Here is a 19,145-nt window from a genome sequence, read left to right as displayed (position 1 = left end):
AAAGATTAAAGATGAAAATTAATGGTTGGACTGAAAGGTTGGTTTCCGTGACGCTATAAATGTGGTGCTTACCTTGCGTCCACTTAATTTGGTCAAAAGGATATAGAGCAATGGGTAATCTGAGTCGATTGATAATACATGGTTGTGCTGCCTCGTTGATGATGATTTCTATGGGGTGTTCAGAGCAAGGCGGTTCACCCCCATCAGGCTCTGTGAGTGAACCCTCCCCAGATATAGAGCCAAGTCCGACTGTGGTTCCGGCGCTTAACTTAGCGGAATCTTTTGACGAACTTATAATCGAAGATGGTTTTACGTTTGCTATGCAAAGAACGGTGAACGTTGACATTTCTTTTAGTCAGAGGCAAGGATTCACGGAAATTTCAATTTTTTCAGCGACGGACCCGAATACAAATATGCCAATCAATTTGTTAGAAAAAGCTCAGATCTACAATGCGATAAAATTTTCGACTTCGTTGCCTGTCCCCAGTTATATCGAATCTATGGTAGTCGTTATTAATGGCGATAGTTATGCCGAGCTTGAACTACCTATAGATGAAACTAATCATATTAATTATCTAGTTGAGTAATCGCTATGCTTAATATAAAAAAATATTCAGACGTGCCTTTATTTACCCTGTTGTTGATGACGAGCTTATTGTCTGTTTCTGTCAATGCTGAGCCTATACTGCAGAGTCAGCTAGCTAATGATGATACTAAATCATTTGCTAATTTTGGCACGTCAGTGGCTGTTACTGAGTCTTTTATCGTTGTTGGCACGCCGGGAAAACAAAGTGATCAGGGGGAAGCGTGTGTTTTTTTACGCAATCAATCCACTTGGTCAATGATGAGTTGTCTAGACCCTATTTCAGATACGATGACAGCAATTAAACAGTTTGGTAGTGTTGTGGCGATTTCAGATCAGAGTGTCATTATCGGTGGCAAGCTTCAAGGCGGACTAACTGGCGCTGTTTATATTTTTAAATACGAAAATGGTAACTGGAATCAGCAGAGAGAAATGACGAAACCGGGGGCCACGGGTAATGATTTTTTCGGACAATCAGTCAGTATATCCGGCGATCTTGCGGCAATTGCTTCGCCAGGAAGCTCGAATGATGATGGTGCAGTTTATGTTTACAAACGTACGGGATCTAATTGGATATTAAATACCACTATCATTCCTGATTCAGAATTCAAGAGTAAACAATTTGGCGCCGCGGTCAGTATCTATGAAGGATACTTGATCATTGGCGATGGTGAGTCTGGTAAGACGAAAGAAGGTTCTGCTTATATTTATAAATATGATGATTATGATGATACTTGGACTAAACAAGCAACACTAAAAGGAGGCTTAGTTACTCGTGCGGCCAATTACGCATTATCAGTCGCTATATCTAAAGATTATGCGGTTATTGGTGCTAGGATGGAAAATGATCCACATGGAAATAATGAGATTAAAAAGGGGGCTGTTTACGTATATAAACGGAAAGATAATGTATGGATGAATCAAGCCAAGTTGACCGCTAATGCTGGACTTTCTGGCGATCAATTTGGTAATTCAGTAGCGATTGTTGGCGAACATATAGTGATTGGCGCTGAAAATATGAATTCATCATCAGGAGCAGTTGTTCTGTTCAAGCTTGTTGATGATGTTTGGCAGGAGCAATCTTCATTTATAGCCGCAGACGGTGCGTCACAGGATAATTTTGGGCATGCTGTGGGTGTTTCTGAAAGCTATGTTACCGTTGGAGCACATAATAAAAAGATTAAAAAAAGTTTATCGGGTGATGTTTATGTTTATGCATTGAATGTACAAACACAGCAAACGCAAGCTGAAATAGATTTAGAAAATACCTTAGCAACATTGAATAATCCCAGTGCAGAAGCGACTGTAAATCCAGATGATCTTGATGGCGATGGGTTATCTAATAGCGATGAAACTTATATTTTAAATACATCACCGACAGATCCAGATACTGATAATGATGGGTTAACTGATTTTGAAGAGGTGACTATTTACGGGACTGATCCGCTATCAAGTGATACAGACCAAGATACGTTGACTGATTTAGAAGAAATTATATTTTACAATTCAGACCCTACTTTAATAGATACGGATGAGGATGGGTTTTCAGATGAATATGAAGTGAATGTCCTTAAGACAGATCCGGGTTCAATGGATACCGATGGTGATGGATTACTTGATCAAGTTGAAGTGAATGAGTTAGCAACAGACCCGACGCTGGCGGATACCGATGGTGATGGTTTGACCGATAATGAGGAACTTAATCTTCATCTTACCGACCCATTAGATGCTGATAGTGATAACGATAATTTTAGTGATGGTCTTGAGGTTAATTATTATGATACATCGCCGTTAGAAGTAGCCGATGTACCTGTACCGTTAGTCACTAGTACTGCTTACTCACCCGCGGAGAATCAGATGGGTACTATGGCGTTTGAAGATTATTGGCCCAGCAAAGGTGATTATGATTTTAATGATGTGGTGATTAATTATAATGCGGAAGAGACCAAAGTGGACGGACAGATAAGTAAAATTATCCTTAAACTTCAACCGGTCGCGAGGGGCGCTTCATATAAAAACGCACTGCAGATAAGTATTAATACCCCCATTACCAATATTGCATCTGCAACCATGGGGCCACCTTCTAATGCCGTTCCATTAACGCCAATTGCAGATGGTAACCAGACGATGTTTGTTATTATCGGTGATATTGAAGATGCTTTACCGGCCCCAAAAGGTTTTAAATTTGCGAATACCGAATCGAATAGCCCTAAAGTCACAGGTTCTATGTTTACTGTGACCATCAACTTAAAAAATCCAGTGGATGAGAATATATTTGGTTCCGCACCTTATAATACCTTTATTTCACGCAAACTGGGTAATGGTGAAGTAATTGAAGTGCATTTTCCTGGCTATCGGCCAACGAAGTTTGCATCGAAAAGACAATTTGGAACTGGTCATGATGATACCGATAAAAGCACGGATAAATATTACCAGACCAAAGATAATTTACCTTGGGCGATGATCATTCCGCAACTATGGGAACACCCAAAAGAGAAAGTGGATTTATCTCAGGATTACCCTGAAATCTTAGATTGGGCTTCAAGTCGAGGTAAGAGTAAAAAAGACTGGTATAAGAATAAAAAGGGCAAGGGGAAAGCAAAATAACGTCAGTGTTCCTAATTTATCGCGACAAACTAAACTCAGGGTATCCAAACATATTGGATACCCTGAGTTTTTATGGTTAGAAACTTTTATAATACGGGTTAAGCATAGCCTTAATACCTTCTTGCTTCCTATCTGTATATCTATACAGAACATTCTTCTGTTTATCCAAATACCATTCGATCTAAATTTCACTTTCATCATTATCTATTTGTAATTAATAGTAAATTTGGTACTGTTGATCGTAATTAAATTAAGATTGCATTCACGTTATACGGAATTATGTGTAGTAAGCAGTTTCAATCTTTGGTTACACAAGTATTACCTTTAATGACATAAGTAGGACAAACATGAAACTATCAGGAAAAAAAGCATTTATTACAGGCGCGACCTCTGGAATAGGTTTAGCGATTGCCCAGCGTTTTTTTGAAGAAGGTGCGACCATTGCCATTAATGGCAGAAATGCTGATAAATTAAGCCAAATCAATCAAGAATTATTTTCAGGTAAAGCACTTGAAGTGGTTGCCGATATTGCATGTGTGAGTGATATCGAAGCCGCCTATGCGCTACTAAGCGCCGAATCTTTTAAGTTGGACATTTTGGTTGTCAATGCAGGGACTTATCAGTTAAAACCGTTTTGTGAAACAACAGAGCAGGATTTTGATGCTATGTTCGCGCTTAATGTTAAAGGCGCATTTTTTACAATGCAGTATGCAACGCCATTATTAAATGACGGTGCATCGGTTATTGCCATTTCTTCTGTTGCGGCCATACATGCTAGTTGGAACCAAGCACCTTATAATGCCTCAAAAGCCGCGCTTTCTTCTTTAACTAAGAGTTTTGCTTGTGGGTTGTCAGATAAAAAGATTAGAGCTAATACTATTTCACCTGGTGTTACGGATACTGGAATTTGGGATAAGGTTGATTACCGAGAACAAGTTGAGCAAGCGGCTAGGGAAGGTATACCTTTAGGGCGAAAAGGTGCTGTTAACGAAGTTGCTGGTGCCGCTTTGTTTCTTGCTTGTGACGATTCTGCCTTTATGACAACGAGCGATATTATGATGGATGGCGGCGTCACTTATGTAAGTGATCCAAAAGAATGGGGACATAAGCAGTAAATGCAGGCGCTAGCTGAGTTTCGTGCATCATTTTAATGTAAGTCGGCTTAAGTGGATGTTATATGTTTTCACTGAAATTGCGTTAATGGAGTAATGATGGTTTTAATTAAAGAGGTTGAAATTAACTCGCCTCACTTAATTATCTGGGTATAAAAATGTGGATAGTCCAACTGTCCTTAAACACTCATATCGAACTGAAAGACAAATCGAATGCAAGATGTTATATCGAAGGGCTTTCTCTTACTCTCTCAAATCCCAAACCAATATTATTCTTTATGTCCTTATTTCCGCAATTTATTGACTCTCAAGGAAGCTATATCAGTCAATTTATTACTTTATCTTTAACATTTTGTTGTTTAGTCATGACCATCGAGTAAATAGGTGTAATAAATATCTAAGTTAAGGTTCATTTATTCGTATCAACAACAAACAGGCTTATCGCATAAGAGGATTCATGGAAATAACGTTACTCGCGGATCATCCGCATGAAACAAAGAAAATTGCTCAATGGTATTACGGAGAGTGGGCTTACGTATTCCCAAATATGACCGTAAACATGGTGTTAGAAAAAGTGGTAGAAAAGTCGGTAAATCGCACTGAAATTCCGTTGGCAATTGTGATTCATGATAATAGCGAACTTGTTGGTGTTGCCGAACTAAAGATCCGTGAAAATGCTAACTACCCACAATATGAGCACTGGTTAGGCGGTGTCTTTGTTGACCCTTTAAGTCGAGGGCGTGGCATTGGAGGCTTATTAATCTCAGAGGCTAAAAGTAAAGCCGTGAGTTTAGGGGTTAAAGAGCTGTATTTACAATGTGAGAGTCACAATGTTGATCTTTATAAAAAACATGGTTTTAAAGAGTTACATCAAGCTGAACACAATGGCATATTAACAACAATAATGAGATGGGTAGAAGCTATATAATCGATTCAGAAAAGGGTTAATAAGCGACATCTAGCTGACTTTTGGTTGTTGGGCTGTGTTAACGAATCTTGTAAAAGGAAGTATCATGCAAGAATTAATAGATCAATATACAGGCGCTAATGAAGATAGCCGTCTCACTCGGCAGTACATTGCTCAAATGGAATTTGATACCACAATGGATGCCTTGAAAGCGTATCTTGTTCCAAACGTAAAAGTCATTGAACTCGGTGCTGCAACCGGACGTTATTCTCTCCACTTTGCGAAAATGGCTTGTGATACAACTGCGATCGAACTGGTACCTGATCAAGTCAACATTCTGAAGCGTAAAGCTGAAGAACAAGGTTTAACACTTTCAATTCATGAAGGTAATGCTTGCTCAGTTCCGTTTATTGAAAGTAATTCACATGATCTTTGCGTTATTCTAGGGCCTCTCTATCACTTACAGACTCAAGAACAGCGCGACCAAGCAATCTCTGAGGCTTATCGAATCCTAAAGCCGAATGGGGTGTTAGCTGTTGCTTACATCTCGCGTTATTTTATTGCTGGTATGTTTGCTCAGCAATTTCCTAAGCTGATTACACCAGAGATTCTCTCCACGCTCCTAGAATCAGGCTTGGTCCCAAGTCAGCTCGCTGATAGTTTTTTTAACGTGGGCTACTTTGCCACTCCAGTTGAAGTCGAAGAGTTGGTAAGTGCACATGGTTTTACTCAATTACGCCATGTAGCGACTGATGGTTTTAATCGATATATCTCGTCAGGGGTTAATAACTTTACCCCAGAACAATATCAAACATGGCTAAGCTATCATCTAAAAACATGTGATGAACCGTCTCTGTTAGGGTCAAGTAATCATGGTTTAGTCATCGCTAGAAAATTAGGTTAGCAAAACATAAAAATACGTACTGAGTTTTGTATTCAGGTAGGATAAAATTCAGGTTTTAAACCAGAGTGAGTTTTAAATGAGTAAGGTTATCGAACAACGAATCGGAAATGTAGCGTTAGTTGTTGAAAACTACGATGACGCTATTGAGTTTTATACCAAGAAACTGCAATTCGAGCTTGTGGAAGATACTGATTTAGGTGGTGGGAAACGTTGGGTTCAGATTTGTCCTCCTAACTCGACTGGAACTAATTTATTATTGGCTCAAGCGAGTAATGAAGAACAGCAACAATCTGTTGGTAATCAAACAGGTGGTCGTGTCTTCTTATTTCTACAAACGAATGATTTTCGGCGTGATTATGAATTCATGAAAAATCAGGGCGTTGAGTTTACTGAAGAACCCCGCTCCGAAGCGTACGGTACGGTTGTAGTATTTAAAGACTTATATGGTACAAAATGGGATTTGTTGCAGCTAACTAAGTAGCTAATTAAGTCGACGTATCTTCGAATATATTACATGTTTATTTTCCTTTCGACATAGAATCCAATTTTCATTCTTACTTCATTCGCATTACCGGTAATCGTTCTGATATTTTTATTATTTCTGGCTTATTTACTGCGGAAATGAAGATTAATCGACTTTTAACTACCTATATCAACAATATTATTCTGTTACAAGCGGTGTCGACAATGTCTAATTGACATTTTATTTATGTTAACTCACTGTAATATAAGTATATACAGTGATTTTTAGTTCTTTAAATTGCTGGCGAAGTATTACAAGTTATACGGGAAATGATACGCCTAATGGAAGTCGAGCAAGGCAGTTCGGACACTTATGTCCTGAGATAATTCAAAATAATTAAACGTGGAAAAGGAGTTTTCATGAGTACCCATACTTCAAATAATAAAATAACGACAACCAAGATCCAGAGTATGAAAGGTAAGGGAAGTATCGTGTCTCTTACTGCATACACAAAGCCTATGGCTCAAATGATGGATCAATTTGTTGACTTGATTATCGTAGGTGATTCTACAGGTATGGTGGCATATGGTTTCGATTCAACTTTACCTGTTACTTTGGATATGATGATTGCTCATGGGGCTGCGGTTGTAAGAGGTGCTGAGCGAGCATGCGTGGTGATCGATATGCCATTTGCTACTTACCAAGAGTCTAAAGAAATCGCTTATAGAAATGCATCAAAAGTTTTAATCGAGACAGGAGCACAGGCAATAAAGATTGAAGGTGGATTAGAAATGGTTGAAACCGTTCAGTTTCTTGTAAAACGAGGTATTCCTGTTATGCCTCATATTGGGTTACGACCACAGCATGCAAATACTCTGGGTGGTTTTAAGGCTCAGGGTCGAGATGATGCAGCTGCAAATCTGCTTGTGCAAGAAGCAAAAGAGTTTGAAAATGCCGGTGCTTTCTCATTACTTGTGGAAGGTGTATTTGAAAATGCAGCGAAAAGAGTAACCAATGCAATTAAAATTCCAACGATAGGAATTGGTGCTTCACCTGAATGCGACGGTCAAGTGCTAGTTACAGAGGATATTCTGGGTTTGTTTTCTGACTACACTCCAAAATTTGCGAAGAAATACATTGATTTAAGTATCACAATCAAAGAGGTTTTTGCTGAGTACGAAAGAGAGGTTAGAGGCGGCGACTTCCCAACTGCAGAGCATTTTTTCGGGGTTAAAGTTGAACATAACAAATGAATTATGGTGAAGTATTAGGCGTAAGATAAGCGTCATTTATTGTATTTTTGCATATCAATTTGTTCCTCTACGAAGGGCTTAAGTCAGGCTTAATGGCATCTTTAGGTTAGGTCTTAAACTTCGCTACTAGTTATAGCGAGGTAAAAACACCACAGGAGTAGTATTAATGGTTACTGTTGAAGAGCATTATGAAAGTTTATTATCTGATGTATATACATGGTTAATGGGTGGGTTTGATGAAGCTAAAAGCAATAATGTTGAGTTCTTTAAAAGTAGAAATATTACTCCCTCATCCTCTGATATCGCTGTTGATTTAGGGGCTGGTTCTGGCTTTCAATCGATCCCTTTGGCTGAGCTCGGTTTTAATGTAACAGCAATAGATCTTAGCCAAAAATTATTGAATGAGCTGAAGTCTAATTCTAATAACCAACCGATCATTACCATTAATGATGATATTTTGAATTTCAAAGATCATGTCAGTGCTAGCTGTGAATTGATAGTTTGCATGACGGATACGATTACGCACCTAAAATCGAAAGATGATGCCTTAAAAATATTTCAAGATTCATTCAATTCACTTGAGGATGGTGGGAAGTTGATTTTAACTTTTCGTGACTTATCGACTGAACTTAAAGATACGGATAGATTTATCCCTGTGAGAAGTGATGAAAATATCATCTTTACCTGTTTTTTAGAATATGAGCCCACAACGGTTAAGATCCATGACATTGTTTACATAAAAACACATGGAAAATGGGCACTGAATAAAAGCTGTTATCGCAAAATTAGGTTATCTGTAGAGTGGGTTGAAAACCAGCTTTTAAGTATTGGGTTTAAACTCGAAGAATCAAGTAACAGTAACGGATTTCAAACAATCGTAGCGGTAAAGTAAAACAATATTACACGGAGAGAATAATGATTGATCAAGCATGGATAATTGAAATATTTTCGCATTTGGAAAACGGTAATCCTCAAGTTTTTTTTGAACATGTGAGTGATGATGTTGTTTGGGAAGTAACGGGTACTCATCCGCTTGCAGGGCGTTTATACATCAAAACAAGACTTCATTACTGGAACCATCTCAAAATTAAATGAAGTATTAGAGTCATCTCTATCGTTAAAATTACTTTCTTGTATAACCGATGGGCGCTCCGCATCTGTTGAATTGGTCGCAAATTCAATAACTAAAAAAGGAGCTGAGTTTCATAATCGCTATTGTTGGGTTTGTGAATTTGAGAATAATAAAATAGTACGGGTTCGAGCATATTTAGATTCAGCGTTAGTTGCAAAAACGTTGGCTTAACGATACCAATATTATTTTAACTAACCTACTTAATCATTTACTGAACTCAGCGTTATATCCTAAGAGGACATCATGAAAATTGCTGTATTATCAGACATTCACAGTAATGTGTTTGCATTGGAAGCCGTTATTGCTGATGCAAAAGAGCATTCGGTAGATTTAATGGTCAATCTTGGCGATATTCTTTATGGGCCTATTGCACCAAAGGCGACTTTTGATCTTTTAATGCAACATGAAATAGTTACTATTTGTGGTAATCAAGATCGTCAAATATTCGAAGCCACAAAAGCAGAAATTGATTCTAATTCAACAATGAAATTTATCATTGATGATCTTGGTGCAGAGCCTATTCGCTGGATGAAATCCTTACCGTTTGACGTTCAATTAAACGATGATGTTTATTTGTGCCACGGTACGCCTGATAATGATTTAGTCTATTTATTAGAAAATGTTGAGCTTGGATATGCTTGCCTGCGTAGTGATAGCGAGATTATAACACTGTTAAATGGGCAAGGCTCCAAGCTTATCTGCTGTGGTCATACCCACACCCCTAGAGCCGTGACTTTAACAACAGGACAAATTATCGTAAACCCCGGCAGTGTTGGTTTGCAAGCATATACAGATGATGAACCTATTGTTCATTCAATGGAAAACTTTAACGCTATGGCATCGTATTCGATCGTTGAGAAAACGGGAGGTAATTGGAGTGTTCTACATATTAAAGTGCCTTATGATGTAGCCTTAGCTGTTAAAGAGTGTGAGAAAAGAGACAGGATGGATTGGGTTCATTCTTTAACAACTGGACGGAAAGTGTAAGCCGTATACTTTCCATGAGGGAAATATAGTTCGCAATGCTGGCACACATCGGCTAATGCTTTTGCCTTAATCTTGATTTATTTTCAGATTTATTCAGTTTTTAGTTTGATGATTAAAGAGGTGTAGTGTGATGATGAAAAGCATTATTTTTCGAAGTTGAAGTATGTGAAACTAAAATGATATAACTTTTGTCATCATAAACTGAAGTTTTCCTTTTTAATTTATATTTATGAACAAGAGCTTAGATTAATGCCCGTTGAATAAATATGAATTATGGAGAACTTTTGATGAACAAAATAGTGGAATTGAGGGATGACAACTTTGAAGCGGAGTTAATAACTGGCAGCCAACCGGTATCAGTTGAATATTGGGCGTCTTGGTGTGCTCCTTGTTTAAGGGTAGGCCCTGTGTTGGAAGAAATAGCTTTTGCGTATAGCGGTAAAGTGAAAATTGGAAAACTGAATATTGATACGAGTCCCCAAATCGCGGCCAAATATGGCATCCGTGCTCTTCCTGCAATGATGTTGTTTAAAGATGGCGAAATTTTGTCGTCAACAGTGGGAGTATTGAGTAAAACTCAGCTAACTACTCTGCTAAGTCAGCATATTTAACATATTCAGCGGAATTCTTCGACCATAGCCATTGAGTTTAAGCGAACATGGTTTGGTGGGTGATGGATAGCGAGCAAGGCAAAGCCTTTCTTATTAGCCGACTGCTAACCGTCTTGAGACTGTTTATAAGCTTTGCAGGCGTGACGCTGGGGTGTATCAAGCATTAAATGGACGTGATCAGGCTCACCGCTGTACATCCATACCGTTAGGTTGATAAGGGTGCATGACTAATAAAAAATAAAATCAGAGTTTGATAACTCCAGCTGAGTCATGACCGTTAATGTCAAAAACAACTCCGACAACCATAAGTCCGCAAACGATTAACACAGATTTCAAGACGGCTCTCAAACCGCAAAGACTGTTTACATCCCTGTTAGCAGTTTCAAGATTGTTAATGCCCACATTGTTTTTGCTAAGTCATTGGGCTTGTCGCCTGTTACTTGATAAAAGCTCATTCTATAGCCAATAGGTGGAGCCATTTAATGGTCTGCGACTTCGTCATTTATCCTCTTCGTTAATATTTATCAACCTATGTGATACGTACATCATCCGTTAAAGTAACAATGTGTAATGTATTGTTTAACATACTATTTTAGTGTAACCTCACTCGTTGTCGAAACAATATATTAACATATTTACAGGGGTTTTTATGATTAACCATTGTGTTTTATACCACCAATATGAAACGGAATTGAATGAGATCGGATTGCATTCAATCGCTGATATCGCCAACATGAGCTTTCGCTTATTTAGAAAAAAGACACACCATTTTTTAACGTGGCATCTTTCTCAGGATTTACACCGAGAAGCAACCACCCATGTTGCGCAATTAAAAGCGGGTCGCCGCAAAGTCTTCACCCATAAAAACCCTCAACTTAAACATGCCATGAAAAATGCGTTGTCAACGACAACGGTTTACCATGATCGCGCGGTTGGAGAAAGTTTTGATCATGATGATGATGCACGTGTGAAAAAAGATTCTGTGGCATCGATGTTTTCACCAGCGGCTTATTTAACGGAATTATATCGAGAATCGAGAATACTGCATAAAAATGACAGTGTTTTCCATATTGATCAACGCCGTCCTGATCTGAAAAGGATCACGTTAAGTCAAAGTAACCAAGACACTGAAATGAGTACATTAGCGTTAGCGAACGATATTTTGCTTCAAACGATTTGTACGAGAGAAGGTAAGATACCAGAAGAAGTAAAGTCAGCGCTGAGCGATAAATACTATCCTTTTGAACTGCCGTATAATCATGCTTATACTTTGATTTATAACACACTTCAAATTCAGGATTCGAGTTATGGCGATATTGTTGTCACGTTGAGTGATACTTTGACATCAGGAACGACTGTTAATGAGAACACAAAATTAGCATTTGCTAATCAGATGTCACCTGAATTATATGGTTTATTGATAGCGCCTATAATGACCTCTAGTAATGGTGATGATGAACTCATTAAACATTTTGGAACAAGTGATATTTATGAATTAAGTAAAGCAGATGTATTTTGCCAAAAAACCGGGATCACACGTGATGAGTTAAATCAATTTTTAGCGTATCCAGGGTTTAGAAAAAGTATTAATAGTTTCGAGTCTGGGCTTACTGAGAAAGATCCTAAAGTACCCCCACAAGAATATGGTGCCAAATATCTCAATGATCCCACTCAAACGGGATTTATTAGCTGCATTGATGGTCAATTGAAACGTAATAGCACTATGATGGAGCTGCAATCAGGCTCTTCAGCCACGCTAAACATACTACCAAGTGATACTGCAAATGTGATCAAATTTAATTATAGATGTACGGCTCTTGGGGAAACGGACGCAGCGCTTGTATCAGCACATAGCAATTTATATTCAAATCCAGACTTCCCATTTTTTCCATGTGATAATGGAGGTAATAATATAGTTGAGATCTATTTTCAATCGAAATCTCAAACAAGAGATGTAGCTGTTACTGTAGGGCCTGAAAACCCTGGAACGTATGCTTATACGACAACAACGTATACCCATACTCGTTCAATACAGACTTTAACTGCCTCTGATTTTATTCGTTTAAGTAAGCTAATTCGATATTATAAATGCACAAGTCTAGATCCTGTAACGTTAGACACCTTAATTATATTATCTTCTCAAGTACAAGCCCTCGCATCTGTTAATGTCGATCCTATGTGGATCGCATTGGCTGCACAAGTAGAGAATTATATTGAACACCACAGTAGTGATGAGGATAGTGAGGCACTGGCGTTAGCGCATGATTTATTAGCGTCTTTGCTTATACGCGCAGCACCAGCAACAGTAACGACTGCATCCAGTATTATACCTGAAACATTAGCCTTAACTGCTCAGGTATTGCAGTATATGGAACGCTATGGTGTGAGTAAAGATGATGCCGTGGTGTTAGTGGGTGGCGCGATTAACTGCTACGCAGTGGACGGCGAACTGAATCAATTTGATCGTTTATTTAATAACCCTGTTCTGAATGATACCGCGTTTACTGTTAATGATACTGCTGAAATTGATTTAACTGCAACTGCAACAACCAATAGTCATGAACGTGCAGTATTAAAACGTGCATTGGGTGTGGATGATGTTGGCTTATCTATATTAGGTAGCCTAGTGATAGATTCGGGAAGTAAATTTACACAGAGCCTTGATAACATCAGCGCACTTTATCGTGTCGGGCTGTGGGCAAAATTGCATGATCTGGATGCTGGGGCACTGCAATGTTTACTTAATTTGAATGGTAAAGCACACAGTGATATCACGGGGAATGCAGCTGCATTGGTTGCTTGTGTTGAAGCAGTCCATCAAACGTGTCAATGGATAAACGAACAGGACATGGCATTAGATGTGTTGGATGCCATGACCACCACCACCTATTCAGATACGTTAATTCCACCTATTGAACGATTTGTTTACGATGTGTATGGATCTATTAAAACGCCGAATCCATTATGGGCTACTTATGCACATAGTGCTGTGACAGACCAGATGAAGGTAGTGGCCCCCCACATTTTATCTGCGTTTGGTTTGGCTGATATGGAAACAGCAATAGCATTACAAGTTTGGATTGAACAAATAGCAGGGCAATTAAAATTACCTTTCAGTAATATTCAGGGATTTTGTCAAAGTGTTACCGAGTATTGTGGAGACCCAAGTCTAGAGACTGAAGCTTCGAAAATCGCTAAGTTTTGTCAGGCATTAGGGCAGTTGGCGTTAATAATCAAGTCTTGGTCGCTGAGCACAGTCGAGCTACAGCTGGTGATTGACCACGCAAAGCTGGAGTCTGGTAGTACAGCACTTGCTCCGACACTCGCAACATTACAGTTATTGAGTGATTTGAAAGCGGTGCAACGACGTGCAGGAGAGCAAACTGACAAGTTATTCACTTTATTATTGTCGGGAACACTCACAACATCAGCGTTAGCAGATATATTAACCATTCCTGAACCAGAGATAGCAAACATTTCCACCTATATCGGCGCTACTGGTGGCTATGATTTAGCGCAGATTACACAGTGTTTGTCTTGGTTGGCTGTTAGTGCGGAATTAGGGGTGTCGGCACAAGCGGTGGGTGAGTTACTCATGCTTAATGATAATGATACTGCTTGTGAAAAATGGACTCATAGTGCGAATAGTATGTTGGCGGGCGTTAAACCGCAGCAACGAGGCAGCTTGAATGCGATATTAGATGAAACGCTCAGTACTGCGCTGTGTGCTTATTTTATATCCGGAAACTTTTTGGCAAGAAGTAATAAATTTACAAGTCGTAATGATATTTACAGTTATTTATTGATCGACAATCAAGTGTCGAGTGACGTGATGACCAGCTGTATTGCTGAGGCAATTGCCAGTGTGCAGCTGTATATTACGCGTTGTTTACAAAATATAGAAACGATAGAGCCAGTAGCGCCGAAGACTGTTGATGACATTCTAAGCCGTCCATTTTTTAATGATTGGGACACTTATAATAAGCGTTATAGCACTTGGGCTGGTGTCTCACAATTGGTTTATTTCCCAGAGAACTATATAGAGCCAGATCTTCGCTATAATCAAACACGCTTACAGCGTGCGTTGTCTGATGAGCTATCTCAGGGACAATTAAATACCGATCTCATCGATGAGGCTTACCGTAACTATTTGGATGGATTTGAGGAAATTGCGAATTTAGAGACCTTATCTGCGTATCATAATGAAACTGACTTAAAGGCAGGAATAACGTATTTTATCGGCCGAAGTCGCGCTAAACCCTACCGTTATTATTGGCGTCAATTAGATCATACAGATCGTGATGAATTAGGGGAGTATCCTGCATCCTCATGGAGTGAATGGGAAGAAATATCGTGCCCGATTAATGCAGCTAGTAAGCAGGTTAGGCCAATTATTTTCAATAGTCGTCTTTATATTGGTTGGACAGAGTGTACCACTAAGGCTAAGCCTGATGTACCTGGTCTTTTTAAAGACGAGATAGAGATAAAGAAACCTGATGTAATTAAGCAATATAGCCTACATCTGAGTTATCGAAAGATTAATGGTACGTGGTCGCCAGCCAGTAGTTTTGATTTACCATTTAATAAACCGACAGAAAAATATTCACCTCCTGACTATAATGCTGGTTATGATTATAGTGTCTCTTATGTGCATTTTAGTTATGATCAACTGGAAGATGCTATCATTGCGCTGTATTACAAGCCTGAGACGACAACCGTGCTTGATGTTGGGGTGAGGATTAATCATGAGCTGATATTATCTGAGGTTGATAAAACTAAATTTGATGCTTATATAAGTTATATGACACACACTGTAAATAAAAATACCGATGAGAATAAGGTTATTTTACCGATTGTCGGAAAGTCTTTTACAATTGAAAATATATTTGACCCTTTAGACACTGCCAGCCTCCCAGGAGACATTGCGCTGAGTACAGTCAAATTTGAACAGAGTATAGATAATACGCATTTCCCGGCTATGTGTCAGTATAATGTGGAGATGAGTGGGATTATTACGTCTCTAAATGGAGCGAATACAATTGACTTCGAGATTACTCAGGTATCTAACCATGGCGGGCTTCATTCTATGGTGGTTGTGGCAGAAGTAATTAAGCAGGAAATACAAGATTATAATATAGTTGTTGATATGAAATTGACAATTACATATGACAATACTTTCTGTCGTGATGCTTTTTTAGATGTATTTTTGAGCGATAAAGATGGTAGCCCATATGATGGAGAACTAGTCGCTGAGGGTCATCTTGATGGGAACAACCACCTTCCCAATACTATTGATTTGAAAGGTATCACGTTCCCATTTTTAACCCATGGAGAAAGTCAAAAAATATTACATTTTGACTTTTATGTAGAGAATGACGGTTATAAGGAAGATTGGGGCGGGTATGTTACAATAGTACCTAAATGTGCAAACTATACATTGATATTGGGTGAGAAAAAACAAAATATATTGATTGGGTCTGCTGACGAAATCGATATTTCGCTTATAGTGGCGAAGGACATGGTGATTCCGAGTGGCGGTACAAATATAGGTATACCGCTACAGTTATTACAAAATGGTAATAGTCTCCTTGATAGTGCATATAGATTTAATGTTATTCCTGATACTGGTCAAAATTCCATACCAGAGCATACGTATCAGATAGTTAATTGCACGAATGGGGCCGCTTACTTAGAAGCGACTAATCATCCTAAACGTATTCGTCTTAACACATTATTTGCTAAAGAACTAATCCACCGTGCAGATAAAGGTATAGACCAAGTGTTGAGTTGGGATACACAACAATTGCTTGAACCAACATTAGGGAAAGGGTTTTATACAAAGATAATACTTAATGCTTATAATTCAAATATTCATGGTGATGAACGCTGGTTTAAGTTCTATTATGCCGAGTTTTACTCTAGTACTGATGAATTTTTGTGTTATGAAGGGATGCTGTCAGATGAGGAAACGACAGTCATACTATTTTTTCCTTATCCTGATTCCTTGGGGGGATGGATACATAATACTGATACAGACTCTAGTTCTGATCCTGATACTGATACAACTCTACAAAAAGCATATTTAGAAGTTGAGTTCGCTAAGCATAAGAGTACTGCTAAGGCTCAAGAGTCTATTATGTTCATGTTTCATTATGATGCAAATATAGATCCAATTTATAGGGGGGACGAAATAGACGGTATTAGTGATGTCCAAGTGGTCGCTCCGATTCATGTTGAACCATTGGATTTTAATGGGGCATCACAGGCACCGCAGGATCTGATGGATTTTAATGGGGCAAATGGCTTGTATTTCTGGGAGTTGTGTTACTACACGCCGATGTTAGTCACCAATAAGTTACTTCAGTCTCAGAATTTTGAAGAAGCTGAAAAATGGTTGAAATACGTATTCAATGTTGGAGGCTATGAAGACGACAGAAACCGATACTGGAATGCACGTCCACTGGCAGAAGACACGGCCTGGAATGAGAATACAAACGGTTCAATAACAGACCCAGATAAAGTCGCACAAACTGACCCCATGCATTATAAAGTCGCGACTTGGATGACTATGTTAGACTTGTTAATTGCCCGTGGGGATATGGCATACCGTAAATTGGAACGCGATACGTTAGCCGAAGCTAAAATGTGGTATGTATTAGCATTGAAACTGATGGGGCCTCAACCGGATATTCCTTCTGATGCTAATTGGTATGATATTCCGTTATCGGAAGCAGCTAAGCAAACTAAACCTACAGTTGCTGAGCAAGAAGGAACCAAGCAAGTTTTATCGGATTCAGAAAAAAGTATCGCTGAACAAGTTCGCACGGCGAATAGCTTGAAGGGGGTCTTTCTTCCATGTGAAAACGAAAAACTCAATGAATATTGGCAAACACTGGACATGCGTTTGTTTAATCTACGCCATAATTTAACCATTGATGGGCAGGCACTTAATTTACCTTTGTTTGCTGAGCCTATTGATCCTAAAGTATTACAGTATGCAGCGGCCAATGGCTCCGCAGGCCGCAGTAGCGGTAATCATGGCGAAGCGAGTATTCAGCGTTTTCCTATGTTGCTGGAAAGTGCACGAGGGTTAGTGGGTCAACTCATGGACTTTGGGCGAGCACTGGCTGGTGCGATCGAACGTAAGGAATCAGAAACACTCAATACCCTGTTACAGACACAAGCGAAAGCACTGCATGATTATGGTCTGCAAATACTGCAACAGAATTTACTCTCGTTAGATCAAGATGAGGTTGCGACTCAACTTGATGCTGAGCAACAGAAAGCCACGTTTGATCGTATGTCATCGTACTACAATGAGAATGTCACGGATAATGAAATGAGATCGTTGCGATTACGCACTTCTGCGTCATCGACATTAGCATTGAAGAAAGGCTTTGAGATGGTTGCCGCGGGGTTAGATGTGATCCCGAATATCTACGGTATGGCAGTAGGTGGCGGAAAGTATGGTGCCTTGGTTTCCGCAGCAGCATCAGCGCTAGATATAACCAGTACAACGCAAAGTATTATCGCTGATTCGCTTGAGCAAAAAGAAGTGTGGAAGCGTCGCCGTGACGAATGGAAGGCGGAGCAAGAAGCGGCTGAAAGGGGCATGCGTATTGCTGACACGCGACTTGAGAATATCAATATTCAGAAAAAAGCGCTGCAATTACAAATAGATCAACAGCGTTTACAAATGGAACAAACGCAAGCACAGTTGGATTTATTGCAGGCTCGATTCAGTAATGATGCCTTGTATTCGTGGATGCAAGGGCGTTTATCAACCTTCTATTATCAGTTTTATGATCTTACGGCTAGCCGTTGTTATAAAGCGGAAACGGGGTATCAATGGGAAACGCAGTATAAGGATACGTTTATTCAACCGGGCGTCTGGGACAGCAACTATTCAGGGTTATTGTGTGGTGAACAGTTAATGTTGAACTTAACACAAATGGAAAGCAAATATTTAGACTGGTATAGCTCGGCGTTGGAAATTAGGCGTACCGTGTCTGTGGCGAATGAATTCCCAGGCGAATCAGGTAGCTTTAATGGTGCGGTTAATGACCGATTAGATAAGAATGATGAAAGTGGTAATCCAGGTTGGACTAATATTACATGTAATTTACACAAGTTAGTGATTGCTATTGATTTAAATGCATTAGCTATTCACGATGATTATCCTGATACAACAGGAACTCGTCGAATTAAGCAAATGAGTGTGTCATTACCTGCACTTATCGGGCCTTATCAAGATGTTCAGGCAATATTGCAATATAAGGAAAGTGGTGGTAATCCGATTCATAATTCGCTTAAAAGTATCGCACTGTCTCATGGCATGAACGACAGTGGCATGTTCCAATTGAATTTTCATGACAGTGATTATTTACCATTTGAGGGATTAGAGCTTACTTCTGCGTTTACATTGACTTTTCCAAATGCAATAGCAGAAGATGATAGCAAGGGTCAACAAGCAGCGTTATTGCGAACGTTGAGTGATATTATCCTTCACGTTAACTATACCATTCGTGAATAAGCTTATTGACACATGGCGATGGTTAAGCATCTATAATTTTGTATAAAATAGCT

The 19,145-nt window shown here is 39.1% G+C and carries 13 protein-coding genes; all 13 read left to right on the top strand.

Annotation, left to right across the window (positions count from 1 at the left end; genetic code table 11):
- The first annotated feature begins 110 nt into the window (after nucleotides 1-110).
- Entirely contained in the window at nucleotides 111-587 is a 477-nt protein-coding gene (locus PE36_RS15760; RefSeq protein WP_006033034.1) for a hypothetical protein, read from the top strand.
- Between the two features lie 5 nt (nucleotides 588-592).
- On the top strand, nucleotides 593-3,190 hold the full coding sequence (locus PE36_RS15755) for an LruC domain-containing protein (RefSeq protein ID WP_006033033.1): 2,598 nt from the start codon (nucleotides 593-595) through the stop codon (nucleotides 3,188-3,190).
- Between the two features lie 347 nt (nucleotides 3,191-3,537).
- On the top strand, nucleotides 3,538-4,305 hold the full coding sequence (locus tag PE36_RS15750) for an SDR family NAD(P)-dependent oxidoreductase (protein WP_006033032.1): 768 nt from the start codon (nucleotides 3,538-3,540) through the stop codon (nucleotides 4,303-4,305).
- A 143-nt stretch (nucleotides 4,306-4,448) separates the two neighbouring features.
- On the top strand, nucleotides 4,449-4,682 hold the full coding sequence (locus PE36_RS24110) for a LysE family translocator (RefSeq protein WP_255348864.1): 234 nt from the start codon (nucleotides 4,449-4,451) through the stop codon (nucleotides 4,680-4,682).
- A 77-nt stretch (nucleotides 4,683-4,759) separates the two neighbouring features.
- The gene (locus PE36_RS15745) at nucleotides 4,760-5,230 is read left to right on the top strand and encodes a GNAT family N-acetyltransferase (protein WP_006033031.1); all 471 of its coding nucleotides are present in this window, start codon (nucleotides 4,760-4,762) and stop codon (nucleotides 5,228-5,230) included.
- A gap of 85 nt (nucleotides 5,231-5,315) precedes the next feature.
- Entirely contained in the window at nucleotides 5,316-6,113 is a 798-nt protein-coding gene (locus PE36_RS15740; RefSeq protein WP_006033030.1) for a class I SAM-dependent methyltransferase, read from the top strand.
- Between the two features lie 76 nt (nucleotides 6,114-6,189).
- The gene (locus PE36_RS15735; protein WP_006033029.1) at nucleotides 6,190-6,594 is read left to right on the top strand and encodes a VOC family protein; all 405 of its coding nucleotides are present in this window, start codon (nucleotides 6,190-6,192) and stop codon (nucleotides 6,592-6,594) included.
- A gap of 401 nt (nucleotides 6,595-6,995) precedes the next feature.
- Nucleotides 6,996-7,829, top strand: a complete 834-nt coding sequence (panB, locus tag PE36_RS15730; RefSeq protein ID WP_006033028.1) for a 3-methyl-2-oxobutanoate hydroxymethyltransferase — start codon at nucleotides 6,996-6,998, stop codon at nucleotides 7,827-7,829.
- A 166-nt stretch (nucleotides 7,830-7,995) separates the two neighbouring features.
- Nucleotides 7,996-8,721: a bifunctional 2-polyprenyl-6-hydroxyphenol methylase/3-demethylubiquinol 3-O-methyltransferase UbiG gene (locus PE36_RS15725; protein ID WP_006033027.1), complete on the top strand. Its 726-nt coding sequence runs from the start codon at nucleotides 7,996-7,998 to the stop codon at nucleotides 8,719-8,721.
- 23 nt (nucleotides 8,722-8,744) lie between these two features.
- The gene (locus PE36_RS24605; RefSeq protein WP_006033026.1) at nucleotides 8,745-8,924 is read left to right on the top strand and encodes a hypothetical protein; all 180 of its coding nucleotides are present in this window, start codon (nucleotides 8,745-8,747) and stop codon (nucleotides 8,922-8,924) included.
- A 280-nt stretch (nucleotides 8,925-9,204) separates the two neighbouring features.
- Nucleotides 9,205-9,948: a metallophosphoesterase gene (locus PE36_RS15715; protein WP_006033025.1), complete on the top strand. Its 744-nt coding sequence runs from the start codon at nucleotides 9,205-9,207 to the stop codon at nucleotides 9,946-9,948.
- Between the two features lie 287 nt (nucleotides 9,949-10,235).
- On the top strand, nucleotides 10,236-10,559 hold the full coding sequence (gene trxA / locus PE36_RS15710; RefSeq protein WP_232286597.1) for a thioredoxin: 324 nt from the start codon (nucleotides 10,236-10,238) through the stop codon (nucleotides 10,557-10,559).
- Nucleotides 10,560-11,208: 649 nt separating this feature from the next.
- Entirely contained in the window at nucleotides 11,209-19,092 is a 7,884-nt protein-coding gene (locus PE36_RS15705) for a neuraminidase-like domain-containing protein (RefSeq protein ID WP_006033023.1), read from the top strand.
- The last annotated feature ends 53 nt before the right edge of the window (nucleotides 19,093-19,145 follow it).

It is taken from the genome of Moritella sp. PE36 (assembly GCF_000170855.1).
GTDB lineage: Bacteria > Pseudomonadota > Gammaproteobacteria > Enterobacterales > Moritellaceae > Moritella.
This window is presented reverse-complemented; position numbering and strand designations above follow the sequence as displayed.